Genomic DNA, 19,998 nt, shown 5'->3' with positions numbered 1-19,998 from the left:
CACTGCCGGCTCACAGCTTTGCCAGCGCCTGTTCGATGTCGGCGATCAGGTCGTCCGTGTCTTCCAGCCCGATATTGAAGCGCACCAGCACGCCCTCTTCCTGCCATTGACTGCGGATCGCACGGATCCGGTAAGGCATCACCAGGCTGTTCGGACCGCCCCAGCTGTAGCCCAGGCCGAACAGCGTCAGGGAATCCACGAAGCGGTCGGTTTGCACTTCCGTATAGCGCGGATCGAACAGCACCGAGAACAGGCCGCCTGCGCCCTGGAAGTCGCGCTTCCAACTGGCGTGACCCGGACAATCCTCGAAGGCCGGATGCAGCACCTTGGCGATCTCGGGACGGGCCTTGAGCCATGCCGCCACCTTGCGTGCGCCGGCGTCATGGGCCTCGAAGCGCAGCTTCATGCTCGGCAGGCCGCGCATCACCAGGTAGGCATCGTCGGCGCCCACACCCAGGCCGAGGCGCATATGCGCCTGCGCCAGCTGGTCGTTCAGCGCGCGGTCCTGCGTGATCACCGCGCCCATCAAGAGGTCGGCGCCGCCCGACTGGTACTTGGTCAGCGCGTGCATGACGATGTCCGCGCCCACGTCGAAGCCGCGCAGCGCCAGGCCGGCCGACCAGGTGTTGTCGAGCGCGACCGGCACGCCCTTCTCCTTCGCCGCCCGGCAAATCGCCGGCAGGTCCGGCACTTCCATCGACACCGAACCCGGCGCCTCGGCCCAGACCAGCTTGGTCTCCGGCCGGATCAGCGCCGCGATGCCGGCGCCGATCATCGGATCGTAGAAACGTGCGCTCACGCCGAAGTCCTGTGACAGCCAGCGTCCCAGTTCGCGGTTGGGGTTGTAGACGTTCTCGGGCAGCAGCACGTCGTCGCCGCTCTTGAGCAGCGCGAAGTTGATCATCGCGATCGCCGACAGGCCCGAGGGCGCCAGCAGGCAGTGCTTGCCGCCCTCGATCCGGGCGAGCCGCGCTTCCAGCGTGAAGGTGGTCGGCGTGCCGTGCAGGCCGTAGGTATAGGAGGTCTTGTCCTTCCACTGGCCCGAGCGCATCGCGGCGACGTTCTCGAACAGCACCGTCGAGGCGCGGTGCACGCCCGGCGGGAAGGCGTCGAAGCCGCCCGGGGCTTCGTAATCGCTGTGGATCAGGGAAGTCTGGACGGTCTTCTGGGTCATGTTTGCTACCGGTGTCAGGCCACCGTGGCCCACAGGTCGTGGGCGTCGGCCTTGGTGATCATCACGTCGATGAACTGGCCCACGGCCGGCTTGGCCTTGCCCGGCGCCAGGGCGCGCTTGATGTGGACCACGCCGTCGATCTCCGGCGCGTCGGCGGCGGTACGGCCGATCGCTTCGCGGGCGCCGACTTCGTCGACCAGCACGCGCATGGTCTTGCCGACCTTGGCCTGCATGCGCTTGAGCGAGATTTCTTCCTGCAGCAGCATGACGCGGGCGCGGCGCTCTTCGCGCAGTGCTGAAGGCACCGGATTGTCGAGCAGGTTGGCGGTCGCGCCTTCCACCGGCGAATAGGCGAAGCAGCCCAGGCGGTCGATCTGCGCTTCGCGCAGGAAGTCCAGCAGGTATTCGAATTCCGCTTCGGTCTCGCCCGGGAAGCCGGCGATGAAGGTCGAGCGGATGGTCAGGTCCGGGTTCATCTTGCGCCAGGCCAGGATGCGGTCGAGGTTCTTCTCGCCGCTGGCCGGGCGCTTCATGCGCTTCAGGACGTCCGGGTGCGCGTGCTGCATCGGGATGTCGAGGTAAGGCAGCACGTGGCCGTCGCCCATCAGCGGGATCACCTGGTCGACGTGCGGGTACGGGTAGACGTAGTGCATGCGCACCCAGGCGCCGTACTGGCGCGCCAGCTTGCCCAGTTCTTCGGTCAGCTGGGTCATGTGGGTCTTGACCGGGCGGCCGTTCCAGAAGCCGGTGCGGAACTTGACGTCGACGCCGTAGGCGCTGGTGTCCTGCGAGATCACCAGCAGTTCCTTGACGCCGGCCTTGAACAGGTTTTCGGCTTCCTGCAGCACCTCATGGATCGGGCGCGACACCAGGTCGCCGCGCATCGATGGGATGATGCAGAAGCTGCAGCGGTGGTTGCAGCCTTCCGAGATCTTCAGGTAGGCGTAGTGCTTCGGGGTCAGCTTGACGCCGTGGTCCGGCACCAGGTCGAGGAAGGGGTCGTGCGGCTTCGGCAGGTGCAGGTGGACCGATTCCATCACCTCGGCGACCGCGTGCGGGCCGGTCACGGCCAGCACCTTGGGGTGCACCTTGGTGATGATGTCGTCGCCCGCGGCATCCTTCTTGGCGCCCAGGCAGCCGGTGACGATGACCTTGCCGTTCTCGGCCAGCGCCTCGCCGATCGCGTCGAGCGATTCCTGCACCGCGGCGTCGATGAAGCCGCAGGTGTTGACGATGACCAGGTCGGCGCCGTCATACGACTTGGCGGTCTGGTAGCCCTCGGCGCGCAGCCGGGTCAGGATCTGCTCGGAATCGACCAGCGCCTTCGGGCAGCCGAGCGACACGAAGCCGACTTTCGGCGCGGCGACGCCTGCGGCCGGGCTCGGGATGACGAGCGAAGGGGCTGGCTCAGCGACGGCAGCATTGGCGGAGGACGGAATACGGCGAAGTTCGGTCATGGGCGGACGACAAGGAATCTGGGCAATCCGCGATTGTACCCGAAGCGGGTCCCACGGGGGAACCGGTGGGGAGGAATGCCGGCCCAGGACAGGGCCGGCGAGTGTCGTAAAACGACGACTTCTTGCTTACTTCTTATCGGCCGGCGGCGGAGTCATGCCCGGGAACGGGAAGGCGCCGAACATGGCCTTGCTCTGGTTCTGCATCTGCTCCTGCATCTGCAGGAACAGGTTCTTCGACTGGTCGATGTAGTTGTTCATCATGCCCTGCATCATCGGGCCCTGGACGTTCATGAACTGGGTCCACATTTCCGGGCTGAAGGGCTTGCCCTCCAGGGCACCGGCGGCATTGCTGGTGAACTTGTTCTGGATGTCGGTGAAGGCCTGCACGTTCTTCTCGAGGTAGGAACCCATCATGCCCTGCATGGCGTGACCGTAGTAGCGGATGATCTGGGCCAGTACCGAACTCGAGAACATCGGGACGCCGTTGGCCTCCTCTTCCAGGATGATCTGGAGCAGGATGCTGCGGGTCAGGTCTTCGTTGCTCTTGGCGTCGACGACGGTAAACTCGTCGGCGTCGAGCACCAGCTGCTTCACGTCGGTCAGGGTGATGTAGGAACTGGTCTGGGTGTCGTACAGACGGCGGTTCGGATACTTCTTGATCAGGCGTTCAGCACTCTTTTTCACACTACTCATTTCATGTCTCATGTTGTGCGTTGCGGTAGCGTCGACCGCACGCTATTTTTCTTGATTGCTTACCAAAGAAGCCGGTCCGGAGCCCGTTCCGCAAGGACGATTGTTGCCCAGCGGGACGGACAAGCCCACACCATACCACGACCTGCGCGCAGGTGCAGCAATTATTAGACTACAAACTTCCGTGGTTATTTTGATATGTGCGCGGTCAGTCTGCCCTGGCCTTGACGTAGCGGCCCGGCGCCGCTTCGGTCGGCTGGTAGCGTTCGTTCCCGAAGGCCGCTGGCGCCGCCACGTCGGCGCCGCCGTTCTCGGCCAGGAACTTGGCCCACTCCGGCCACCAGCTGCCCTTTTGCTCGGTGGCGCCGGCGAACCAGGCCTCGGCCGTCTTCGGCCGGGCCTTGCCTGACTTGTCGTTGATCCAGTAGCTGCGCTTGTTCTTCGAGGCCGGGTTGATCACGCCCGCGATGTGGCCCGAGGCGCCCAGCACGTAGCGGTTGGCCTTCGGGTTCCTCGGATTCAGCAGGTCCATCGAGGCGAAGGCCGCTTCCCAGGGCACGATGTGGTCTTCCTTGGAACCGTAGAGGAAGACAGGGCACTCGATCTTGCCGAGGTCGACCGGCACGCCGCAGACGCTCAGCGCGCCCGGCACCTTGAGCTTGTTTTCCAGGTAGGTGTTGCGCAGGTACCAGCAGAACATCGGGCCCGGCAAGTTGGTGCTGTCGGCATTCCAGTACAGCAGGTCGAAGGCCGGCGGTTCCTTGCCCTTGAGGTAGTTCTGCTGCACGTAATTCCACACCAGGTCGTTCGGCCGCAGGGCCGAGAAGGTGGTGGCCAGGTCGCGGCCCGGCATCAGGCCGCCGCTGCCCAGGGCCTGCTCGCGCAAGGCCACCTGGGCTTCGTCGACAAAGACTTCGAGCACACCGGTGTCCTGGAAGTCGAGCAGCGTGGTCAGCAGCGACAGGCTGCTAGCGGGCTGCTGGCCGCGCGCCGCCAGCACCGCCAGCGCGGTGGCGGCGATGGTGCCGCCGACGCAGAAACCGAACACGTGGGTCTTGTCCTGGCCGCTGATCTCGCGCGCCACCTCGATCGCCTTGATCGCGCCCGTCTCGACGTAGTCGTCCCAGCCGGCGTTGCCAAGCGTGCGGTCCGGATTGCGCCAGGAAACCATGAACACGGTATTGCCCTGCTCCACCGCGTAGCGCACCAGCGAGTTTTCCGGCTGCAGGTCGAGGATGTAGAACTTGTTGATGCAGGGCGGGATCATCAAGAGCGGCACCGCCTTCACGGTCGGGGTCGCCGGGGTGTACTGGATCAGCTGGAACAGCTCGTTCTCGAACACGACCCGGCCAGGCGTGGTGCCGACGTTGCGGCCGACTTCGAAGGCCGATTCGTCGGACTGCGAGATGCGGCCCTTGTGCATGTCGGCCAGCATGTTCGCCAGGCCCTTGGTCAGGCTTTCACCCTTGGTCTCGATCAGCTTCTTCTGCGCTTCCGGATTGGTGGCGAAGAAATTGGCCGGGGACATGGCATCGACCATTTGCTGGACCGCGAAACGGATCTTCTGGCGCTCGCGCGGGCCGGCCTCGACGGCATCCGCCAGGGCCAGCATGAATTCCGAATTCAGCAGGTAGGACGCGGCGGAAAACGCCGACATCGGATGTTCGCGCCACTCGGAGGACGAGAAGCGCTTGTCATGGAACTCGGGCGTCTTGCCGCTGACGAAGTCCTGCCACAGCTGGCCGGCCTTCTTGAGGTAGTCGTCGCGGATGGCTTCGAGTTTGGCCGGTGCGATGCCGGCGCCGACATCCTTCAGCACGCCGGCCAACGGGTTGACTCCGGCGGCCTGGGGCGCCATGCCCGGCATGGTCGGCATCGTCATCCAGCCCTGCCAGAGGCTGGGGTCGGCGAACTGGGTCATCCAGGAGGCGGCAAAAGCTTGGGGGTCAGGCATGTTCATGTCGGCGTCCGTTGTTTAGAATCGGGGTACAGTACAGAGTAGAAACCTTGGAGAAGCTCATGTGGATCGTCGCCGTTGCCTGGATTTACGTGGTCGCCCTGATGGCAGCGACCGAACCGACCATCGTGCACGGCTTGATGACCTTCCTGTTCTATTGCGCCCTGCCATTATCCATTGTTTTTTATCTCACGGGGTCAAAACGGCGGCGTGCGCGGCGTGAAGCGCAGGCGCGCAACGCGACAGCAGGGTCGGCGGGCGACGGTGGCGGTGGCGGCGACTGAGCATTCTCGCCCAGGCCCGCACCACTCATTTGATCCAGATCAGGCTGGCCTGGCGGCCGGTCACGCCGTCGCGGCGGTAGGAATAGAAGCGCTGCGGCGCGCTGGCGGTGCAAAGATCGCCGCCATGAACACGCGTGACGCCGTCACGCGCCAGCATCAGGCGCGCCAGCGCCGGCATATCTGCCAAGAATTTTACCGCTTGGTCAGATTTTTGCCTGAACGCGGCCAGGGTCGCTTCTCCCGGCATGGCAGCCATGAAGGCGGCGCGCACGTCCTCGCCCACCTCGAAGGCTTCCCGCCCGATCGCCGGCCCCATCCAGGCAGTGATCTCGCCGGCGCCGGCCGCGCGCATGGCGCGCACGGTCTCGCCCAGCACGCCAGCCGCCAGCCCGCGCCAGCCGGCATGGGCCGCGCCCACTACTTTACCGTCGAGGTCGGCGAACAGCACCGGCAGGCAGTCCGCGGTCAGGATCGCGCAGACCACGCCCACATCCGTCGCGATGCTGGCGTCGCCGGTACGCACCGGCTGGTCCGGACCGACCGTGCAGGCGTCGACCACGTCGGCGCCATGGACCTGGGCGATCCAGGCAGGACGGCCCGGCAAATAAGCCTGGAGGCGTTCGCGATTGAGCCGCACGGCTGCCGGGTCGTCGCCGCAATGCATGCCGAGGTTGAGTCCCCCGCCACCCTTGCCGTCGTCATACGGACCCTGGCTGCCGCCGCCATCGCGGCTGGTGGCCAGCGCGCCGACGTTTGCCGGCAGGTCGGGCCAGTCGGGCCAGACCAGTGCAGAGCGCTCCATCATTCCTCGGCGTCGTCGTCGCCCGGTTCCGGAATGCCGGCCTTGGCGATCAGTTCGGCGAAGTCGGCAGCCAGCGGCACCGTCCATTCGCAAGGCTCGCCCGTGCCCGGGTGCACCAGGCCGAGGCGGCGCGCCTGCAGGGCCTGGCGGTGGAACACCGGTACCAGGTGCTGCTTGCCGTAGACCGAGTCGCCCACCAGCGCGAAGCCCAGGTGCTGCATGTGGACGCGGATCTGGTGGGTGCGGCCGGTCTCCAGGCTGCAGCGCACCAGCGAGACCGGACGGCGGTCGAGGTCGCCGCTGGCGACGCGCTTGTAGTGCGTGATGGCCGGCTTGCCGAACATGCCCGAGGACACCGCCATCTTGACGCGGTCGCGCGGGTGGCGGCCCATCGAGGCATTGATGGTGCCGGACAGCTGCGGCGTACCCCAGACCAGCGCGAAGTACTCGCGCTTGACGGTGCGCGCCTGAAGCTGGCGCACCAGGTCGGTCTGCGCGGCCAGGGTCTTGCCGACCACCATCAGGCCGCTGGTGTCCTTGTCGAGGCGGTGCACGATGCCGGCGCGCGGCACGCCCACCAGTTGCGGGCAGTGGTGCAGCAGGCCGTTCAGCAGCGTACCCGACCAGTTGCCGGCGCCCGGATGCACGACCAGGCCGGCCGGCTTGTTGATGACGAGGATGTCCTCGTCCTCGTGCACGATGTCGAGTGCCATGGCTTCCGGGGCGAAGGCGGTGTCTTCCGGCGCGGCCTGCGGCTCGATCAGCACGGTTTCGTCGCCGTAGGCGGTATCCTTGCCGCGCGCGGGCTTGCCGTCGACCTTGACGAAGCCGCCTTCGAACCACAGCTGCAGGCGGCTGCGCGAGAATTGCGGCACCAGGCCGGCGACCACCTTGTCGAGGCGCTGGCCGCAAGCCTCTGGGGTCAGCTGCAGGGTGATCGGCGAGAGGTCGGTACCGGCGCCGAGCTCGAACCCGCCCTCCAGTTCATCGTCCAAGGTCTCGTCCAGATCGGGGTCGAGAGGCATTTCCGCCGAATTCGGCGCAGGAGTTAATATCACGTGAGTCCCATCGGCTATAATCAGCCGTTCGTTGAATCTAGGTAAAACTTTCTTGCAAAGAGCTATGCAAAAAAAATTGTCTGTGTTGGTTGCCGCTTTGGCCCTGAGTCTGTCCGCCTGCAGCATCCTGCCGAAGTCGGATGACGACACCAAAAATTGGACAGCGGAGAAATTATACGCTGAGGCACGCGATGAGATGAGCGGCGGCCACTATGAAGCGGCAATCAAGCTGTTCGAGCGGCTGGAATCCAACTACCCGTTCGGCACCTATGCCGCGCAAGCGCAGATGGAAATTGCCTACGCTCATTACAAGGCCCAGGACCAGGCCCAGGCCCTGGCCGCGGTCGAGCGCTTCATCAAGCTGCACCCGAACCACGCCCAGGTCGACTATATGTATTACCTGCGTGGCCTGATCAACTTCAACGACCAGCTGGGCTTCCTGAGCTTCATCTACTCGCAGGACCCGACCGAGCGTGACCCGAAGGCCACCCGCGAAGCCTTCGCCGCCTTCAAGGCCCTGGTCGACAAGTTCCCGAACAGTAAGTATCGCGAAGACTCGATCGCACGCATGAACTACCTGGTCAACGCCATGGCCCAGTACGAAGTGCACGTGGCGAATTACTACTACCGCCGCGGCGCCTTCCTTGCTGCACTCAACCGCGCCCAGCTCGCCGTGCAGGAATACAGCGATGCGCCGGCCCGCGAAGAAGCGCTGTTCCTCATGGTGCGCTCCTACGACAAGCTCGGCATGCCGGTGCTGCGCGACGACACCCAGCGGGTGCTGCTGCTGAACTACCCGAACAGCCGCTTCCTGAATCCGAACGCGGTGGGCGACGCGCCGTGGTGGCGCTTCTGGTCGAAGTCGGGCCCGAAGGCCGCTCCGAAGGACGCCCTGTAATCAGGCTGCCAGTTTCCGGCGGAACACCCAGGTGTGCTCGCCGGAAGCCGCAGCGTCGAAGGCATAGCCGTCGACGTCGAAGCCCTTCAGCTGTTCCGGGTCCTTGATGCCGTGCTGGGCCGCATAGCGCGCCATCATGCCGCGGGCGCGCTTGGCGAAGAACGAGATGATCTTGTACTTGCCGTTCTTCCAGTCCTCGAACACCGGCGTGATCACCGGCGCCTCGAGCAGCTTCGGCTTGACCGACTTGAAATATTCTTCCGACGCCAGGTTGACCAGCGCCTTGGCCTTGGTCGCCGCGATCTGGGCCTTGAGCGCCTCCGTCACGCTGTCGCCCCAGAAGGCATACAGGTTGTTGCCGCGCGGGTTCTTCAGGCGCGTGCCCATTTCCAGGCGGTAGGGATGCATGCGGTCCAGCGGACGCAGCAAGCCATACAGGCCGGACAGTATGCGTAGATGCTTTTGCGCGTAGTCGATTTCTTTCGCACTCAGGCTGCGCGCATCGAGGCCGGTGTAGACGTCGCCATCGAAGGACATGATCGCCTGGCGCGCCCCGTCATGGTCTTCGCTCCAGTGCGCATAGCGCGATACATTGAGCATGGACAGCGTATCCGACAAATCCATCAACTCGGCGACCTGGCCCGGCGAATAGCCGCGCAGCACCTCGATCAGCTCGGCGGCGCGCGGGATGAAGTCCGGTGTGGTGCTCTTCTTGGTGGTGCTTGGGGATTCGAGGTCGAGGGATTTTGCGGGCGACAGGACAATCAGCATCGGTTCAGACAGTTTCTAGAAAAAAATTTCCCACATGATACCCGTTCCATCAAAACCCATCGTCATCGACACCAATGTCTGCCTCGACCTGTTCGTGTTCCACGACCCGCGCTGGGCGCCCCTGCTGGCCGCGCTGGAATCCGGCGCCCTGGTCGCGGTGACGCGCGCCGACTGCCGCGACGAATACCTGGCGGTGCTCAAGTACCCTCACCTGCCGCTCGACGAAACCAGCCGCGCCCGGGCGATCGAGCGCTTCGATACCCTGCTGCGGGTGGTGGCGCCGGACGCGAAGCACGTGCGCCTGCCGGTCTGCACCGACCGCGACGACCAGAAATTCCTCGAGATCGCCCGCGACGCCGGCGCCGAGGTGCTGGTCACCAAGGACAAGGCCCTGCTCAAGCTGGCCCGGCGCACCGCGCGCGAAGGGCTGTTCAAGATCATGCTGCCCGAGGCCTGGCTCAAGGCACATTCCGCAGCCGCGCTAGAATAAGGCCATTGCGATTCTTTCTTCCATCATGAGCACCCCAGTCCTGCGTACCCGCCTGCCCGCCGTGGGCACCACCGTCTTCACCCAGATGTCCCAGCTCGCCATGGAGCACGGCGCCGTCAACCTCGGCCAGGGCTTCCCCGACTTCGGTTGCGATCCGAGGCTGATCGACCTGGTGGACGAAGCCATGCGCGCCGGCCATAACCAGTATCCGTTCATGAGCGGCGTGCCGGCCCTGCGCACGGCGATCGCCGCCAAGCTCGAGACGCTCTACGGCCGCCGCTACGACGCGGCCGCCGAGATCACCGTCACCAACGGCGCCTCGCAGGCAATCCAGAACGCCATCCTGTGCAGCGTGCACCCGGGCGACGAGGTGATCGTCATCGAACCGGCCTATGACTGCTACCTGCCCGCGATCGCGCTGGCGGGCGGCGTGCCGGTGCCGGTGGCGATGCAGGTCGGCCAGCAGGGCTACAGCGTGTCCTGGGACCGGGTGGCAGCCGCGGTCAGCCCGCGCACCCGCTTGATCATCGTGAATTCGCCCCACAATCCCACCGGCTCGATCCTGCGCAGCGCCGACCTGGAGGCGCTGGCCGCGATCGTGGCGGGCACCGAGATCCTGATCCTGTCCGACGAGGTGTACGAGCACATGGTCTTCGACGGCGCGCAGCACGCCTCGGTGGCGCGCGACCCCAGGCTGGCCGAGCGCGCCTTTGTGATCTCGAGCTTCGGCAAGACCTACCACGTGACCGGCTGGAAGGTCGGCTACGTCGCCGCCCCCGCCGCGCTCACCGTGGAATTCCGCAAGGTCCACCAGTACAACGTGTTCACGGTGAACACCCCGATGCAGCACGGGATCGCCGCCTACATGGCCGACCCGGCGCCCTACCTGGAGCTGCCGGCCTTCTACCAGAAGAAGCGCGACCTGTTCCGCGACGGCCTGGCCGGCTCGCGTTTCGAACTGCTGCCGGCGGATGGCACCTATTTCCAGTGCGTGCGCTATGGCGCGATCTCGGATTTGCCGGAAGCGAAGTTTGCGAAGTGGCTGACGGTGGAGGCGAAGGTGGCGGCGATTCCGGTGTCGGCCTTCTACAGCCAGCCGACCGAATCGGGTGTGGTGCGTTTCTGCTTTGCGAAGAAGGACGAGACGCTCGAGAAGGCGCTGGAGACCCTGAGCCGCCTGTAGTTGCCCCGTGAGTTCGCGCATCCGTGCGACCGGGAGTCCGGCGTCTCCAAGGAAGACCTGGTGGCCTGGGGATGCATCTGCATCGACTGCATGCGCAACGGCCACGGGGCGACCACCGCCTGCGCCTGGTCGGCGCGTGTCCGTGTGGCTCAGAACGTCTGACAGGCCCGGCCGCTCTGCGGCATGGCCTTGGCCGCCTGTGCCTCGAGCACGCGTTCATACGGCCCCGGGTCCGCGACCTCTCCCGACAACAGCCCATGCAGGATCTCCTTGCTGCGCCAGACATGCTGGCGCGCCAGCTCGCGATAGGCGACGAACAGCGTGGCTGACGAATCGACCGTCATCCAGACGGTGGAGTGCTGCGGGAAGATCAGGCAGCCGCGCTTCCGGTAGCCGCGGTTTACGTGCAGGAAGGCGGCCGTGTCGCAGTTCATCAGGTCCGGCGCGGTGTCGGTGCCGCGTATCCAGCAGTCCGACAGCACCGAGCGCGCGGTGCTGCTGTCGCCGGGGATCATTTCCTTGGTGGCGAGCTGCCGCTTCATGAACGCGGACAGGTCGAGCGCCGGCTTGGCGATCAACAGCCTGACTTCGCTGTCGCCGAGGCCGTGGCAAGGCCGCGTGTCGCCCTGCCTGGCGGGCCGATGACGGATGCAGCCGAGCAGCAAGGGGTGTTCGTTGAACCAGGCGTGCAAGTCGTAGCCAGCGACCTTCTCTTTCGCGTCGAGTGTGATGCAGTGTTGATCGAAGTTTTCCAGGCCCGGGAAACTGATGTAGCGCGGGAACAGGCCGTCGGGCGTGTTGATCAGCCGCCGGCGCAGGCCGCACAAGTCGGAGAAATGGCCTTTGTCGTCGCCCGCCGCATCCGAGATGAGGATATTCTTGACGCCGCGTTTGAGCAGCGAATAGGCACCTAGGTTCTCGGCATTGCCGCCGTCGATGAGGCGGATGAAGACCGAGCGCTCGCGGTCGCGGCGCTCGGCCGGCATCGGCGCCGAGTCGAGGATACGCGCCACCGGCCGGTCCAGGTAATAGAGCGGGAAAGGCAGGGCCCGGTGGACGCGCCGGGCCGTGGTCGAGACATTGTAGTTGGCGATGTCCAGGCCCCAGTCGAGGTTGGCCAGGTGCAGGGCACTCCCTGCAATGGTGCGGAACACGGCGTTCTTGAACACCAGCTGGTTGGCATCGAGGAAGGCTGCGGAACTGCGTACCCCGTCGAGCACCGACATGCCGTGAATGGTCGGGGAGGCGGACACGTAGCCATAGCGTCCTGAACCATGGGAGACCGCCGTCATCTCGAACATGTCGCTGTTGGTGATGTCCTCGCGCCCTTGGCGTAGCCAGCCGTACAAGCTGCGGTGCTGCGGAGCTGCCGCGTTCAGGATCCAGAAGGGCATGCCGTCGCCGCCTGCCGCGCGCAGCTTCAGCAGGCCGGTCCGCAGTTCCTCGAAATCCAGCGCCAGCGGATCGGGATCGAAGACGTCGCTGCGGCAGTCCAGTACCTGCTCGCGGGCGCCAGCCAGGTAGCCGCACCAGTTGGCGCGGCGCGAGACCACGTAGGGCGACAGGTCGGCCGTGTCGGCCAGGGTGGCGCCATAGGAGAGGCCGATGCCGTCCTGGTAGGAGATGGCCGAGGGCGAGGTCGCCACGCCCCAGTCGAACAGGGTGTTCGACACGAAGCTCGGGATCACGGTGGCAAGGCTCCCTCCCACGGTCGGCAGCGAGATGCTGTGGCGCCAGGAGCTGGTCCCGTCCATGCTGCAGTCTCCCGGACGCATCAGGTCCTGCGTGCATTTCAGGAGCGCCTGGTAGCCGGCATCTGGAATCGGCTTTTTGCCGCCCGGCGGGTAGGTGCGCAAGCCCTGGCGCTCGCAGTGATGCACCGAGCTGCCGATCCTGGTAATGAGGTCGTCCATGGCCTCGGTCGGCGGCAGAACAGCGACGCAGTCGCGGAACAGTTCCGCCGTGGCGACCTGCCCCGGTCGCAGCGCACCAGGGCGCGTCAGCGGGAACAGGCGATGTGTGTAGTAAAAATAGGCGGCGTAGCTGCCGCCCGACACGCTGCTGAGGTAGTCGGCACGGTCCAGCATCCGGAGGTCAGACAGGCCGGCCATTACGCCCACGGCAAAGGCAGCGGCCTTGCTCCCTCCACCCGTCAGCGCGACGCCGAATTGCGCCGACTTGCGCGTCGTGGTCGTGAACGGCGCCTCCAGGTACTGGCGCAGGCAGCGTTCCTGCCGTGTGTACGCCTGGGCTTCCAGGCGCTTGTTGCGCACATCGTCCGTTTCGTCCGCGGGCGCCGCTTCCGGCTCGCCGAGCGCCAGGCATGCCGCGCCCGGTGTGTCATCCTTCTGCCCTACTGGTGCCGCCGTCACCTGCTGGCCGGATGCCAGCCCGGTGCGGCAGACGGTGCTGTTGTCCAGCAAGGGCGGCTCGTCCAGGCGGCCCGCCTCGCGCGCCGCCGCCGCCAGGGTGGCAGGCGTGCATTCCTTCAGCGGATAGGAGAAGTGCAGCTTGCTTTCGGATTCCGGGAAACGGTGCACGCAACCGGCGAGCATCACGCCACAGCACAGCCACGATACGGTAGCGCGCAGAATAAGGACGAGCTTGGCCATCAGGACACCTCCGGTCGGGCGATTGAGAAGAATCGGACGACAACACCGGCCCTGCCTCGTTCCACCATCATGCGGGCTCTACCGGTTTTAACCAGTAATATAAGCTTTCTGAATATACTTAATGTCAATTTTTTGTGGCAAGCGGGCCTTGCTGGTCCAAATACGACAACTGCCGGACGGCTTCTGGTGCCCTGCCAGCGAAGCGGGCGCGGGAAAAGGCGCTTGGTGCGCACTAGCTTGCGCACCGTGAGCGTCGCCCCTAGGGCGGATGCTTTGCTGCGCGAGCCAGCCATTACAACGCTTCAACTATGTCGTTTTCTACATCCATGATCGAACAATTGAATTGACATAAATATACTGAACCATTAATCTTGGTTAAGATCTCATCACTTCTCTCAGTATCTTCTGGTCAAGATTGCTCCTCCGCACAAGAGGCTGAGAATGAGCGGTGTCCCTGCCTGCATCGTATTTCCGGAGATAAAAGAGTGAGAGACATTCATGCCTCCAGAGCGCCTACAAGCAGGTCGATCTCCCTTGCCGGAACCGCATCCACATGGAGTGCCGCGCCCCGTGAGTCGCTTCTGCATATTCCCATCCATACAAAACTAATCAACCTGGGACAAACCCCCAGTTTCGGGCAACTCCGCGCAATCCCTCAATTCGCCGTGACGCGAAAGTGAAGGAAAATCGGCGGGAGCCGAGGCATCAAATTATTCAAGTTAGACATAGCGGGCTTCGGTTTCACTGGAACTCAACGAGACGACCTTGCGCCAAAGACAATATGGAGTTTATTTTGGTCGGTAATTCCCTGATTCACAAACACTGTATTGATGATAAAGGAATGAAGAACCATGAATACTCATGACAGGGAAAAGATCGCGTTACGCCCGGTGGCAAACTTGAGCAACGACTCATCGACGTACGAACTAGAAAGGATTTCTTTCGTATTCTCGTTTTTTGACCAGCCGACCGAGTTCCACTCAGAATCCACCACAGTCGGGCCGGGCGAGACATTCCAATTTCGCGCAAAAACCAAAGGGCACTGTAGCGGCATGTTTTGTATCGCGGAGGCAAGACTCCCCAATGCGTCGACCAGGCTGCTGTTTGGCAGAACCGAGTTTTTTGGGGAAGGCAGCTGGGATACAAACGTGTTTACCGTCAGCGGCGATTTAAGTGAACAACCGTGTGGTTTCAAAACTGCTGAAGAGAATGAGGTTGACACACGCACGAGCGGTTTTCAGGCTGCCGCTGTCTGTGAAACGAACGGGAGCAGTTCAATTTTGCCTCAGACACACATCTGGCTTTTCAAAGCGGATACGGGAGACCTCTTGTACGGCCTGCACGCACGCGGTGAATCCGTGAAGTGGCAACGAGGCAGGGTCCCGGCGGTATCAGCGACAAATCCATTAGCTTTCATCGGTGCGGGGGCAAACATCAATGGCGCGTTTGCCGCGGTGAGCGACGCATGGTTTGAATGCGGAGGCGGCGCGAAAAGAAAGGTCTATGTTTGCACCGGCAGTCCGGCAGGGGTCGCTGTTATCGATTCAGTCTGTCCACTTTGACATATACCGACGCAACGCCGAACTTGCCAAGCGATATTCGCAGTAATCGCTGCGGACCCCGCTTATGTGATTCCCGCGAGGTGAAGAATGAAGATAAAATACTTGCCGCTCATCGCCCTATTATTCTGCCTGACCGAAGCCGCATTTGCCGAGAGTGATGGCTGCCTGATTACACGGACGGTCGTATGTTATGCCGGGGAAGAAAGTTGCCAGGCACTGCCCAAGCCTCTGGTATCTTGGGCCGGGGTAACGTATCCTTCAAAGAGCGGCTCCCAACTTCGGATCTGTTTCTCGGACCCTTCCGAATGCATCCAAACCGCGGCAACTACACGACGCAGTACCGAGGGCGACTTTATAAGCATTGGAATCTTGCAGAATCCAAATGACCTCGTGTATCGGGGCAAGATATTCGCCAGCTTCACCTATTCCGGAAATGACAACATACCTTCGCAGCTAATCCTTTATTTCGAGGGTCAAAAGGGAAAGCCCCCAACCAGCCACCTTATGACCGGGAACTGTTCATCCGCCGGGAAACGCTCGAGAAAATAGGTTCAGCAGGGCCGGTACCTCATTATGCTTCCGGATTGTTCGCTTGATGTTTGGTCAAGTTTTCCTGCATGACGGTTTAACCACTCGACTTGCCGTCCTGCATTATTCAATGTCGAGCCAGATCTTGGAGACTAACATGTACGATGAACGGGTGTCCTCGGGGGGGAAATACAAGAATGCCGACGAATCGTCTGCCCGCAATGCGCAATCACGCGACCCAGGCGATGCCTGGCCCGCGCGGCCGCAAGGGTTCGCAGGGTTTTCCAGTACATCCCCAGATTGGTATGCGTGGATCAATGCCATGCCACCAGGCCTGCCGTCACTTCATGTACTCGGCGATGTTCTGGTTGCTAATCCCGGGGTTTGCGCGACCCTGACCATGCGCAGTCCACAAGGCTTGAACCCTCAGATTTTGATTCTTGACCTCACTCTTTACCAGCAGCCAGGCAACTGGATAGCCCTCGTTTCGAATATTCAGGCCCGGTTTGAGCGCGTTCTTGTTCCTGGATCGCAAGAGTACACGGGTGTCGACATCATCCTCAACGGCGAAAGGGTCGCCTTTATCGACGAAATCGTCAAGGCGGAATAATCCAGCTTCGATCGAAATAATGTTAACGGCGCGCATGCCGGCGGCACGAGGAGCTGCGCACAGACGCAGCTTCGTGCTTGTCCCCTGTCTAGTGCCGGGTCCAGCAGCCGATCATGCTGAAAGCGAGTGAGGCCAGGGCGTGCTTCGACATGGCGCCAAGTCCGTTTATCGCGCCAGCTGTTTCAGCTTTCGCTCGACGAATCCCTGCAGCTCCTGCGTCAGCGTCCCGCTGTCGAGCGCCTTCTGGAAGGCCCCGGCTGCTTCCGGGTTGCGCTTCTCGCCCTGCAGCGAGATGCCCAGCCCCATCCACCACACCCCGTTCTGCGGCGCCGTGCGCAGCGCCACGCCGTAGTGCTCGGCCGCCTCGCGGTGGCGTCCCTCGCGCTGCAGCGCGCCGGCCAGGAAGGCATGGTAGTCGCCATTGCCCGCCGCGTAAGGCAAGGTGCGCAGCAAGGTGTCGATGCCGGGACTGCCGCGCTCCATCTGCAGGCGCGCCATCAGCATCGCCAGCGCCGGCTGGCGCGGGTCGAGCGCCAGGGCTGCGCCGAGCTGGCGCAGTGCTTCGTCCGGGCGCTTCGCTTCGATCAGCAGGCCGACCAGGGTCTGGCGCGAGGGTTCGTGGCGCGGATCGACCCCGAGGGCCGCCTGCAGGCCGGCGATGGCTTCGGTGACGCGGCCGTCTTCGAGGCTGGCCAATGCGCGCCGGTAGGCATTCTCGGCGCGCTGGCCCGGGGTCTCGACGCGGCCGCCTTTCGTGGCCGGCGCCGGCGGCGCTGCTTTGGCGGCCCTCGGCAGGGGTGTGCGCTCGGCCGGCTGGACGGCCTTCGCGAGCTTGGGTGCGGCCGGCTTTTCGGCCTTGGCTACCGGCTGCGGCGCTTCCTCCGCCGGCGGAGGCTCGGATGCCATCGGTGCCTCGGCCGGCGCAGGCGACGAGGCGGCATCCTGGCGTGGCGGCACCGGAATCTCGAGCGCGATCACGGGCGCCACTTCAGCGGGTTTCACTGGGACAGGGGCGGCCACCGGCGCCGCTACCTGCGCAGGCGCCGGATTCTGTCCAAGGAAGCGCCAGCCGGCCAGGCCCGCCGCCGCCAGCGCCACGGCCACGCCGCCGACGACGGCGACGCGCTTCCACGGCAGGCTGCGCTCCGAGGGCGCCACCGCCCTGATGTCGGACGGAAGCGGCGCCGCGCCGGGCTGTCCGGCGCGCGCATCCAGGTCCTGCAGCATCTTGTTGATCAGGCTCATCGCGTCAGGCTCATCGTGCAAGCGCCCATGCCAGGCCGGCGGCCGCCGATGCGGCCACCGCGCCCCCGGCCAGCCAGGCATTGATGGTGCGCTGCACGCCGATCGTATCACGCGCCGCCGTGGCTACGTGGCTGCCCGCGACCTCGCGCTTGCCCTGGCCGTAGCTGAGCATCATGGCCTTGTGCGCCATGATGTTGACCAGGCGCGGCACGCCGCCGCTGGCGCGGTACAGCCCGCGGATCGCGGATCGGCTGAACAGGCGCGCGCCGGTGAAGCCGGCCACGCGCAGGCGGTGCGCCACGTAGTAATCCAGGTCGTCGCGGCTGAGCGCGCCCAGGTGGTAATGGAAGGTGATGCGCTGGGCCAGCTGGCGGATCGACTCCAGTTCCAGCTTGCGGTTCAGCTCCGGCTGGCCGAACAGGACGATCTGCAGCAGCTTGCGCTTTTCGGTCTCGAGGTTGGTCAGCAGGCGCAGGGCTTCCAGGCTCTCCACCGGAATCGCCTGGGCTTCGTCCAGGCACAGCACCACGCGCAGGTCCTGGCCCGCCAGTTCCAGCAGGCGCAGGTTGATCGCCTTGAGCAACTGGTGCTGGTCGACGTCGCGCTCGAGCACGATTTCCAGCTCGTCGGCAAGGGCCAGCATCAGGGTGCGCGGCTCCAGGTAGGGATTCGGGATGTAGGCGGTGACGAAACCCTCGCCCAGGGTGGCCATGAACTTGCGGCACAGGAGGGTCTTGCCGGTGCCGACCTCGCCCGTGATCTTGATGAAGCCTTCCCCGCCGCGCGCCGCCACCAGCAGGGTGTTCAAGGCTTCCTGCGAATGCGCGCTGCCGAAGAAGAAGCTGGTGTCCGGGGTGATCCCGAAAGGCAGCTCGCGCAGGCCGAAGTGGGCCGCGTACATTACTTGCGCTCCCGGGTCCGCGGGTCAAGCGCCTCGATGCGCCGGCCCGCATCCAGCAAATCCTGGCTCCAGTCGTTGGCGCCTTCGACGATGGTCGGCTTGATCAGCACCACCAGCTCGCGCTTCTGGCTGACGCGTTGCTTGTTGCGGAACAGCGCGCCCAGCAGCGGCACCTTGTCGGCGCCCGGCAGCTGGTCGACGTCGCCGCGCGACACCTGGCGCATCAGGCCGCCGATCGCGACCACCTGGCCGCTCTGGCCGCGCACCAGGCTGTCCAGCTCCGAGGTCTCCGACGCCGCCAGCGGCAGGGTCAGGGTGCCGGCGGAACCGAGGTCGACGTTCTTGGTGACGGTCGACACCTGGCTCACCGACGGGTGCACGTGCAGAAGGATGTTGCCCTTGTCGTCGATCTGCGGGGTCACGTCCAGCACCACGCCCGAGAAGAAGGGCTGCAGGGTCACGCTCGGCGTATTGGTGGTGCCGTTGTCGTTGCTGTTGATGGTGTTGGTGACGCCGGTGACGAAGAACTCGTCGGTCCCGATCTTCAGCACGGCCTTCTGGTTGTTCATCGCCGCCACGCGCGGACTGGACAGCACGTGCACCTGGCCCTGCGACTCCAGGAAGGAAATCAGCGCGGCGAAGTTATTCGTCTGGAAGGCGAAGCCGAACAGCGAACCGGCCGCGGTGGCCGCGTTCGACAACGAGAAGCCGGTGCTGGCGGCCAGGCCCTGGCCGTTGTTGATGACGCCCGGCTGGCCGCCGGTGAACGGCAGCGGCGCCAGGTTGGCGCCCGGCGCAATCATGCCGCCCGAGACGCGGTTCGGATGCGAGCTCTTGATCGAGGCGAAGGACGCCCAGTTGATCCCGCTCTGGAAGCTGTCGTTCAGCTCCACCTCGAGGATCTTGGCTTCCAGGATCACCTGGCGGTCGACCGCCAGCTGGGTCGCTTTCAAATAGGCGTCGACGCTGCGCAGTTCGTCCGGCATGGCGCGCACCACCAGCACGCCCGACTGCGGGCTGATCACGACGCTGCGGCCGCCCTCCTTCGAGCCGACGATGGCTTCCAGCGCCAGCTTCAGCTCGCCCCAGAAATCGTTGTCGGAGGTGGTGCGGATATCGGTGCTGTCGACCTGGGCGTTGCCGTTGCCGCTGGCATTGCCGGGCGTATTCGAGCCCTCGTTGCCCTGGCTGTTGCTGGTATTGTTGCGATTGCCGGCCCCTTCCCTGCCTGCGTCCGCGACCGAGGTCGAGCTGACCCGCAGGTTCGAGCTGCCGCGCCGCTTGGCGGTCAGGTAGTTCACCTGGAACATCCGGGTCTGCATCGTCAGCGGGCGGATCGTGATGCGGGTGCCGTCGATCCTGTAGTCGTAGCCGTACATCTCGCGGATCGCTTCCAGCGTCTCGGCGATGGTCACGTCCTTGAGGTTGGCGCTGATGCTGCCGCTGACCTCGGGATGGACCAGCATGTTGTAGCGGGTCCCGGCCACGATCGAGCGGAAGAACTGCTGCGCCGGCACGTTGTTGAAGGAGACGTTGAAGCGTTCCTCGAGGGCCGGCCTGGCCTTGGGCAGCTGGCTGGCGAGCGCGCTGGGCGGAGGCAGCAGCGCATTGGCGACGGCGTCGTCGACGGCCGGCGCGGCCGCCGGTTTGGCCTGGGCCCTGGCCATCTCCTTGCCGATCGCATCATAGGTCTCGTGCTGCGGGGTGCTCTGGCAGCCGGCGAGCAGCAGCGCGCCAGCGACGGCGCCCGACAACAGGGAGAGCTTGTTCATCGTG

Annotated in this window: 17 protein-coding genes; 6 read left to right on the top strand and 11 right to left on the bottom strand. The window is 64.5% G+C overall.

All coding sequences use genetic code 11. The features are described from left to right. Nucleotides 1-10: 10 nt before the first annotated feature. From AC56LK_RS16380 to phaC, 4 genes are all read right to left on the bottom strand, one after another. Entirely contained in the window at nucleotides 11-1,174 is a 1,164-nt protein-coding gene (locus AC56LK_RS16380; protein ID WP_497185553.1) for a cystathionine beta-lyase, read from the bottom strand. A 14-nt stretch (nucleotides 1,175-1,188) separates the two neighbouring features. Then, nucleotides 1,189-2,631 carry a 30S ribosomal protein S12 methylthiotransferase RimO gene (rimO, locus tag AC56LK_RS16375; RefSeq protein WP_497185552.1) on the bottom strand — a complete coding sequence of 481 codons (1,443 nt, stop codon included), beginning with the start codon at nucleotides 2,629-2,631 and terminating at the stop codon, nucleotides 1,189-1,191. Between the two features lie 126 nt (nucleotides 2,632-2,757). Next, the gene (phaR, locus tag AC56LK_RS16370; protein ID WP_497185551.1) at nucleotides 2,758-3,324 is read right to left on the bottom strand and encodes a polyhydroxyalkanoate synthesis repressor PhaR; all 567 of its coding nucleotides are present in this window, start codon (nucleotides 3,322-3,324) and stop codon (nucleotides 2,758-2,760) included. A 205-nt stretch (nucleotides 3,325-3,529) separates the two neighbouring features. Continuing rightward, nucleotides 3,530-5,281: a class I poly(R)-hydroxyalkanoic acid synthase gene (gene phaC, locus AC56LK_RS16365; RefSeq protein ID WP_497185550.1), complete on the bottom strand. Its 1,752-nt coding sequence runs from the start codon at nucleotides 5,279-5,281 to the stop codon at nucleotides 3,530-3,532. 59 nt (nucleotides 5,282-5,340) lie between these two features. Between phaC and AC56LK_RS16360 the strand changes: the two genes are divergently transcribed. Continuing rightward, nucleotides 5,341-5,562 carry a hypothetical protein gene (locus AC56LK_RS16360; protein ID WP_497185549.1) on the top strand — a complete coding sequence of 74 codons (222 nt, stop codon included), beginning with the start codon at nucleotides 5,341-5,343 and terminating at the stop codon, nucleotides 5,560-5,562. Nucleotides 5,563-5,587: 25 nt separating this feature from the next. Here the strand turns inward: AC56LK_RS16360 and pgeF are convergent, their stop codons facing one another. After that, complete coding sequence (gene pgeF, locus AC56LK_RS16355; protein WP_497185548.1) at nucleotides 5,588-6,364, bottom strand: peptidoglycan editing factor PgeF; 777 nt, start codon at nucleotides 6,362-6,364, stop codon at nucleotides 5,588-5,590. Next, nucleotides 6,364-7,389, bottom strand: coding sequence for an RluA family pseudouridine synthase (locus tag AC56LK_RS16350; protein ID WP_497185547.1), 1,026 nt, complete (start codon nucleotides 7,387-7,389; stop codon nucleotides 6,364-6,366). Before AC56LK_RS16350 ends, pgeF begins: the two co-directional genes overlap by 1 nt. Before the next feature lie 97 nt (nucleotides 7,390-7,486). On the opposite strand from AC56LK_RS16350, the gene AC56LK_RS16345 reads away from it, so the two are divergent. Then, a complete protein-coding gene (locus AC56LK_RS16345) occupies nucleotides 7,487-8,320 on the top strand; it encodes an outer membrane protein assembly factor BamD (RefSeq protein WP_497185546.1) in 834 nt (277 codons plus the stop codon). Here AC56LK_RS16345 and yaaA read toward each other — a convergent pair whose 3' ends face one another. Beyond that, nucleotides 8,321-9,091, bottom strand: coding sequence for a peroxide stress protein YaaA (yaaA, locus tag AC56LK_RS16340; protein ID WP_497185545.1), 771 nt, complete (start codon nucleotides 9,089-9,091; stop codon nucleotides 8,321-8,323). Nucleotides 9,092-9,125: 34 nt separating this feature from the next. Here yaaA and AC56LK_RS16335 point away from each other — a divergent pair, with 34 nt between their 5' ends. Together AC56LK_RS16335 and AC56LK_RS16330 are read left to right on the top strand one after the other, a co-directional pair. Then, nucleotides 9,126-9,581 carry a putative toxin-antitoxin system toxin component, PIN family gene (locus AC56LK_RS16335; protein WP_497185544.1) on the top strand — a complete coding sequence of 152 codons (456 nt, stop codon included), beginning with the start codon at nucleotides 9,126-9,128 and terminating at the stop codon, nucleotides 9,579-9,581. Between the two features lie 25 nt (nucleotides 9,582-9,606). Next, nucleotides 9,607-10,764, top strand: a complete 1,158-nt coding sequence (locus AC56LK_RS16330; RefSeq protein WP_497185543.1) for a pyridoxal phosphate-dependent aminotransferase — start codon at nucleotides 9,607-9,609, stop codon at nucleotides 10,762-10,764. A gap of 149 nt (nucleotides 10,765-10,913) precedes the next feature. Here the strand turns inward: AC56LK_RS16330 and AC56LK_RS16325 are convergent, their stop codons facing one another. After that, nucleotides 10,914-13,376, bottom strand: coding sequence for a hypothetical protein (locus AC56LK_RS16325; protein ID WP_497185542.1), 2,463 nt, complete (start codon nucleotides 13,374-13,376; stop codon nucleotides 10,914-10,916). 851 nt (nucleotides 13,377-14,227) lie between these two features. On the opposite strand from AC56LK_RS16325, the gene AC56LK_RS16320 reads away from it, so the two are divergent. Both AC56LK_RS16320 and AC56LK_RS16315 read left to right on the top strand, forming a co-directional pair. After that, on the top strand, nucleotides 14,228-14,938 hold the full coding sequence (locus AC56LK_RS16320; protein ID WP_497185541.1) for a hypothetical protein: 711 nt from the start codon (nucleotides 14,228-14,230) through the stop codon (nucleotides 14,936-14,938). Nucleotides 14,939-15,623: 685 nt separating this feature from the next. Then, on the top strand, nucleotides 15,624-16,076 hold the full coding sequence (locus AC56LK_RS16315) for a hypothetical protein (RefSeq protein ID WP_497185540.1): 453 nt from the start codon (nucleotides 15,624-15,626) through the stop codon (nucleotides 16,074-16,076). 165 nt (nucleotides 16,077-16,241) lie between these two features. Here AC56LK_RS16315 and AC56LK_RS16310 read toward each other — a convergent pair whose 3' ends face one another. Genes AC56LK_RS16310 through mshL form a run of 3 tightly spaced genes read right to left on the bottom strand, consistent with a single transcriptional unit; the run spans nucleotide 16,242 to nucleotide 19,994 of the window. Next, nucleotides 16,242-17,321 carry a tetratricopeptide repeat protein gene (locus AC56LK_RS16310; protein WP_497185539.1) on the bottom strand — a complete coding sequence of 360 codons (1,080 nt, stop codon included), beginning with the start codon at nucleotides 17,319-17,321 and terminating at the stop codon, nucleotides 16,242-16,244. 10 nt (nucleotides 17,322-17,331) lie between these two features. Then, nucleotides 17,332-18,222, bottom strand: a complete 891-nt coding sequence (locus AC56LK_RS16305) for an ExeA family protein (protein WP_497185538.1) — start codon at nucleotides 18,220-18,222, stop codon at nucleotides 17,332-17,334. Further along, nucleotides 18,222-19,994, bottom strand: a complete 1,773-nt coding sequence (gene mshL / locus AC56LK_RS16300) for a pilus (MSHA type) biogenesis protein MshL (RefSeq protein ID WP_497185537.1) — start codon at nucleotides 19,992-19,994, stop codon at nucleotides 18,222-18,224. The genes AC56LK_RS16305 and mshL overlap by 1 nt, the downstream gene beginning before the upstream one ends. Nucleotides 19,995-19,998 lie beyond the last annotated feature (4 nt).

The sequence above is a fragment of the Telluria sp. ZB4P36 genome, assembly GCF_059685865.1.
This window is presented reverse-complemented; position numbering and strand designations above follow the sequence as displayed.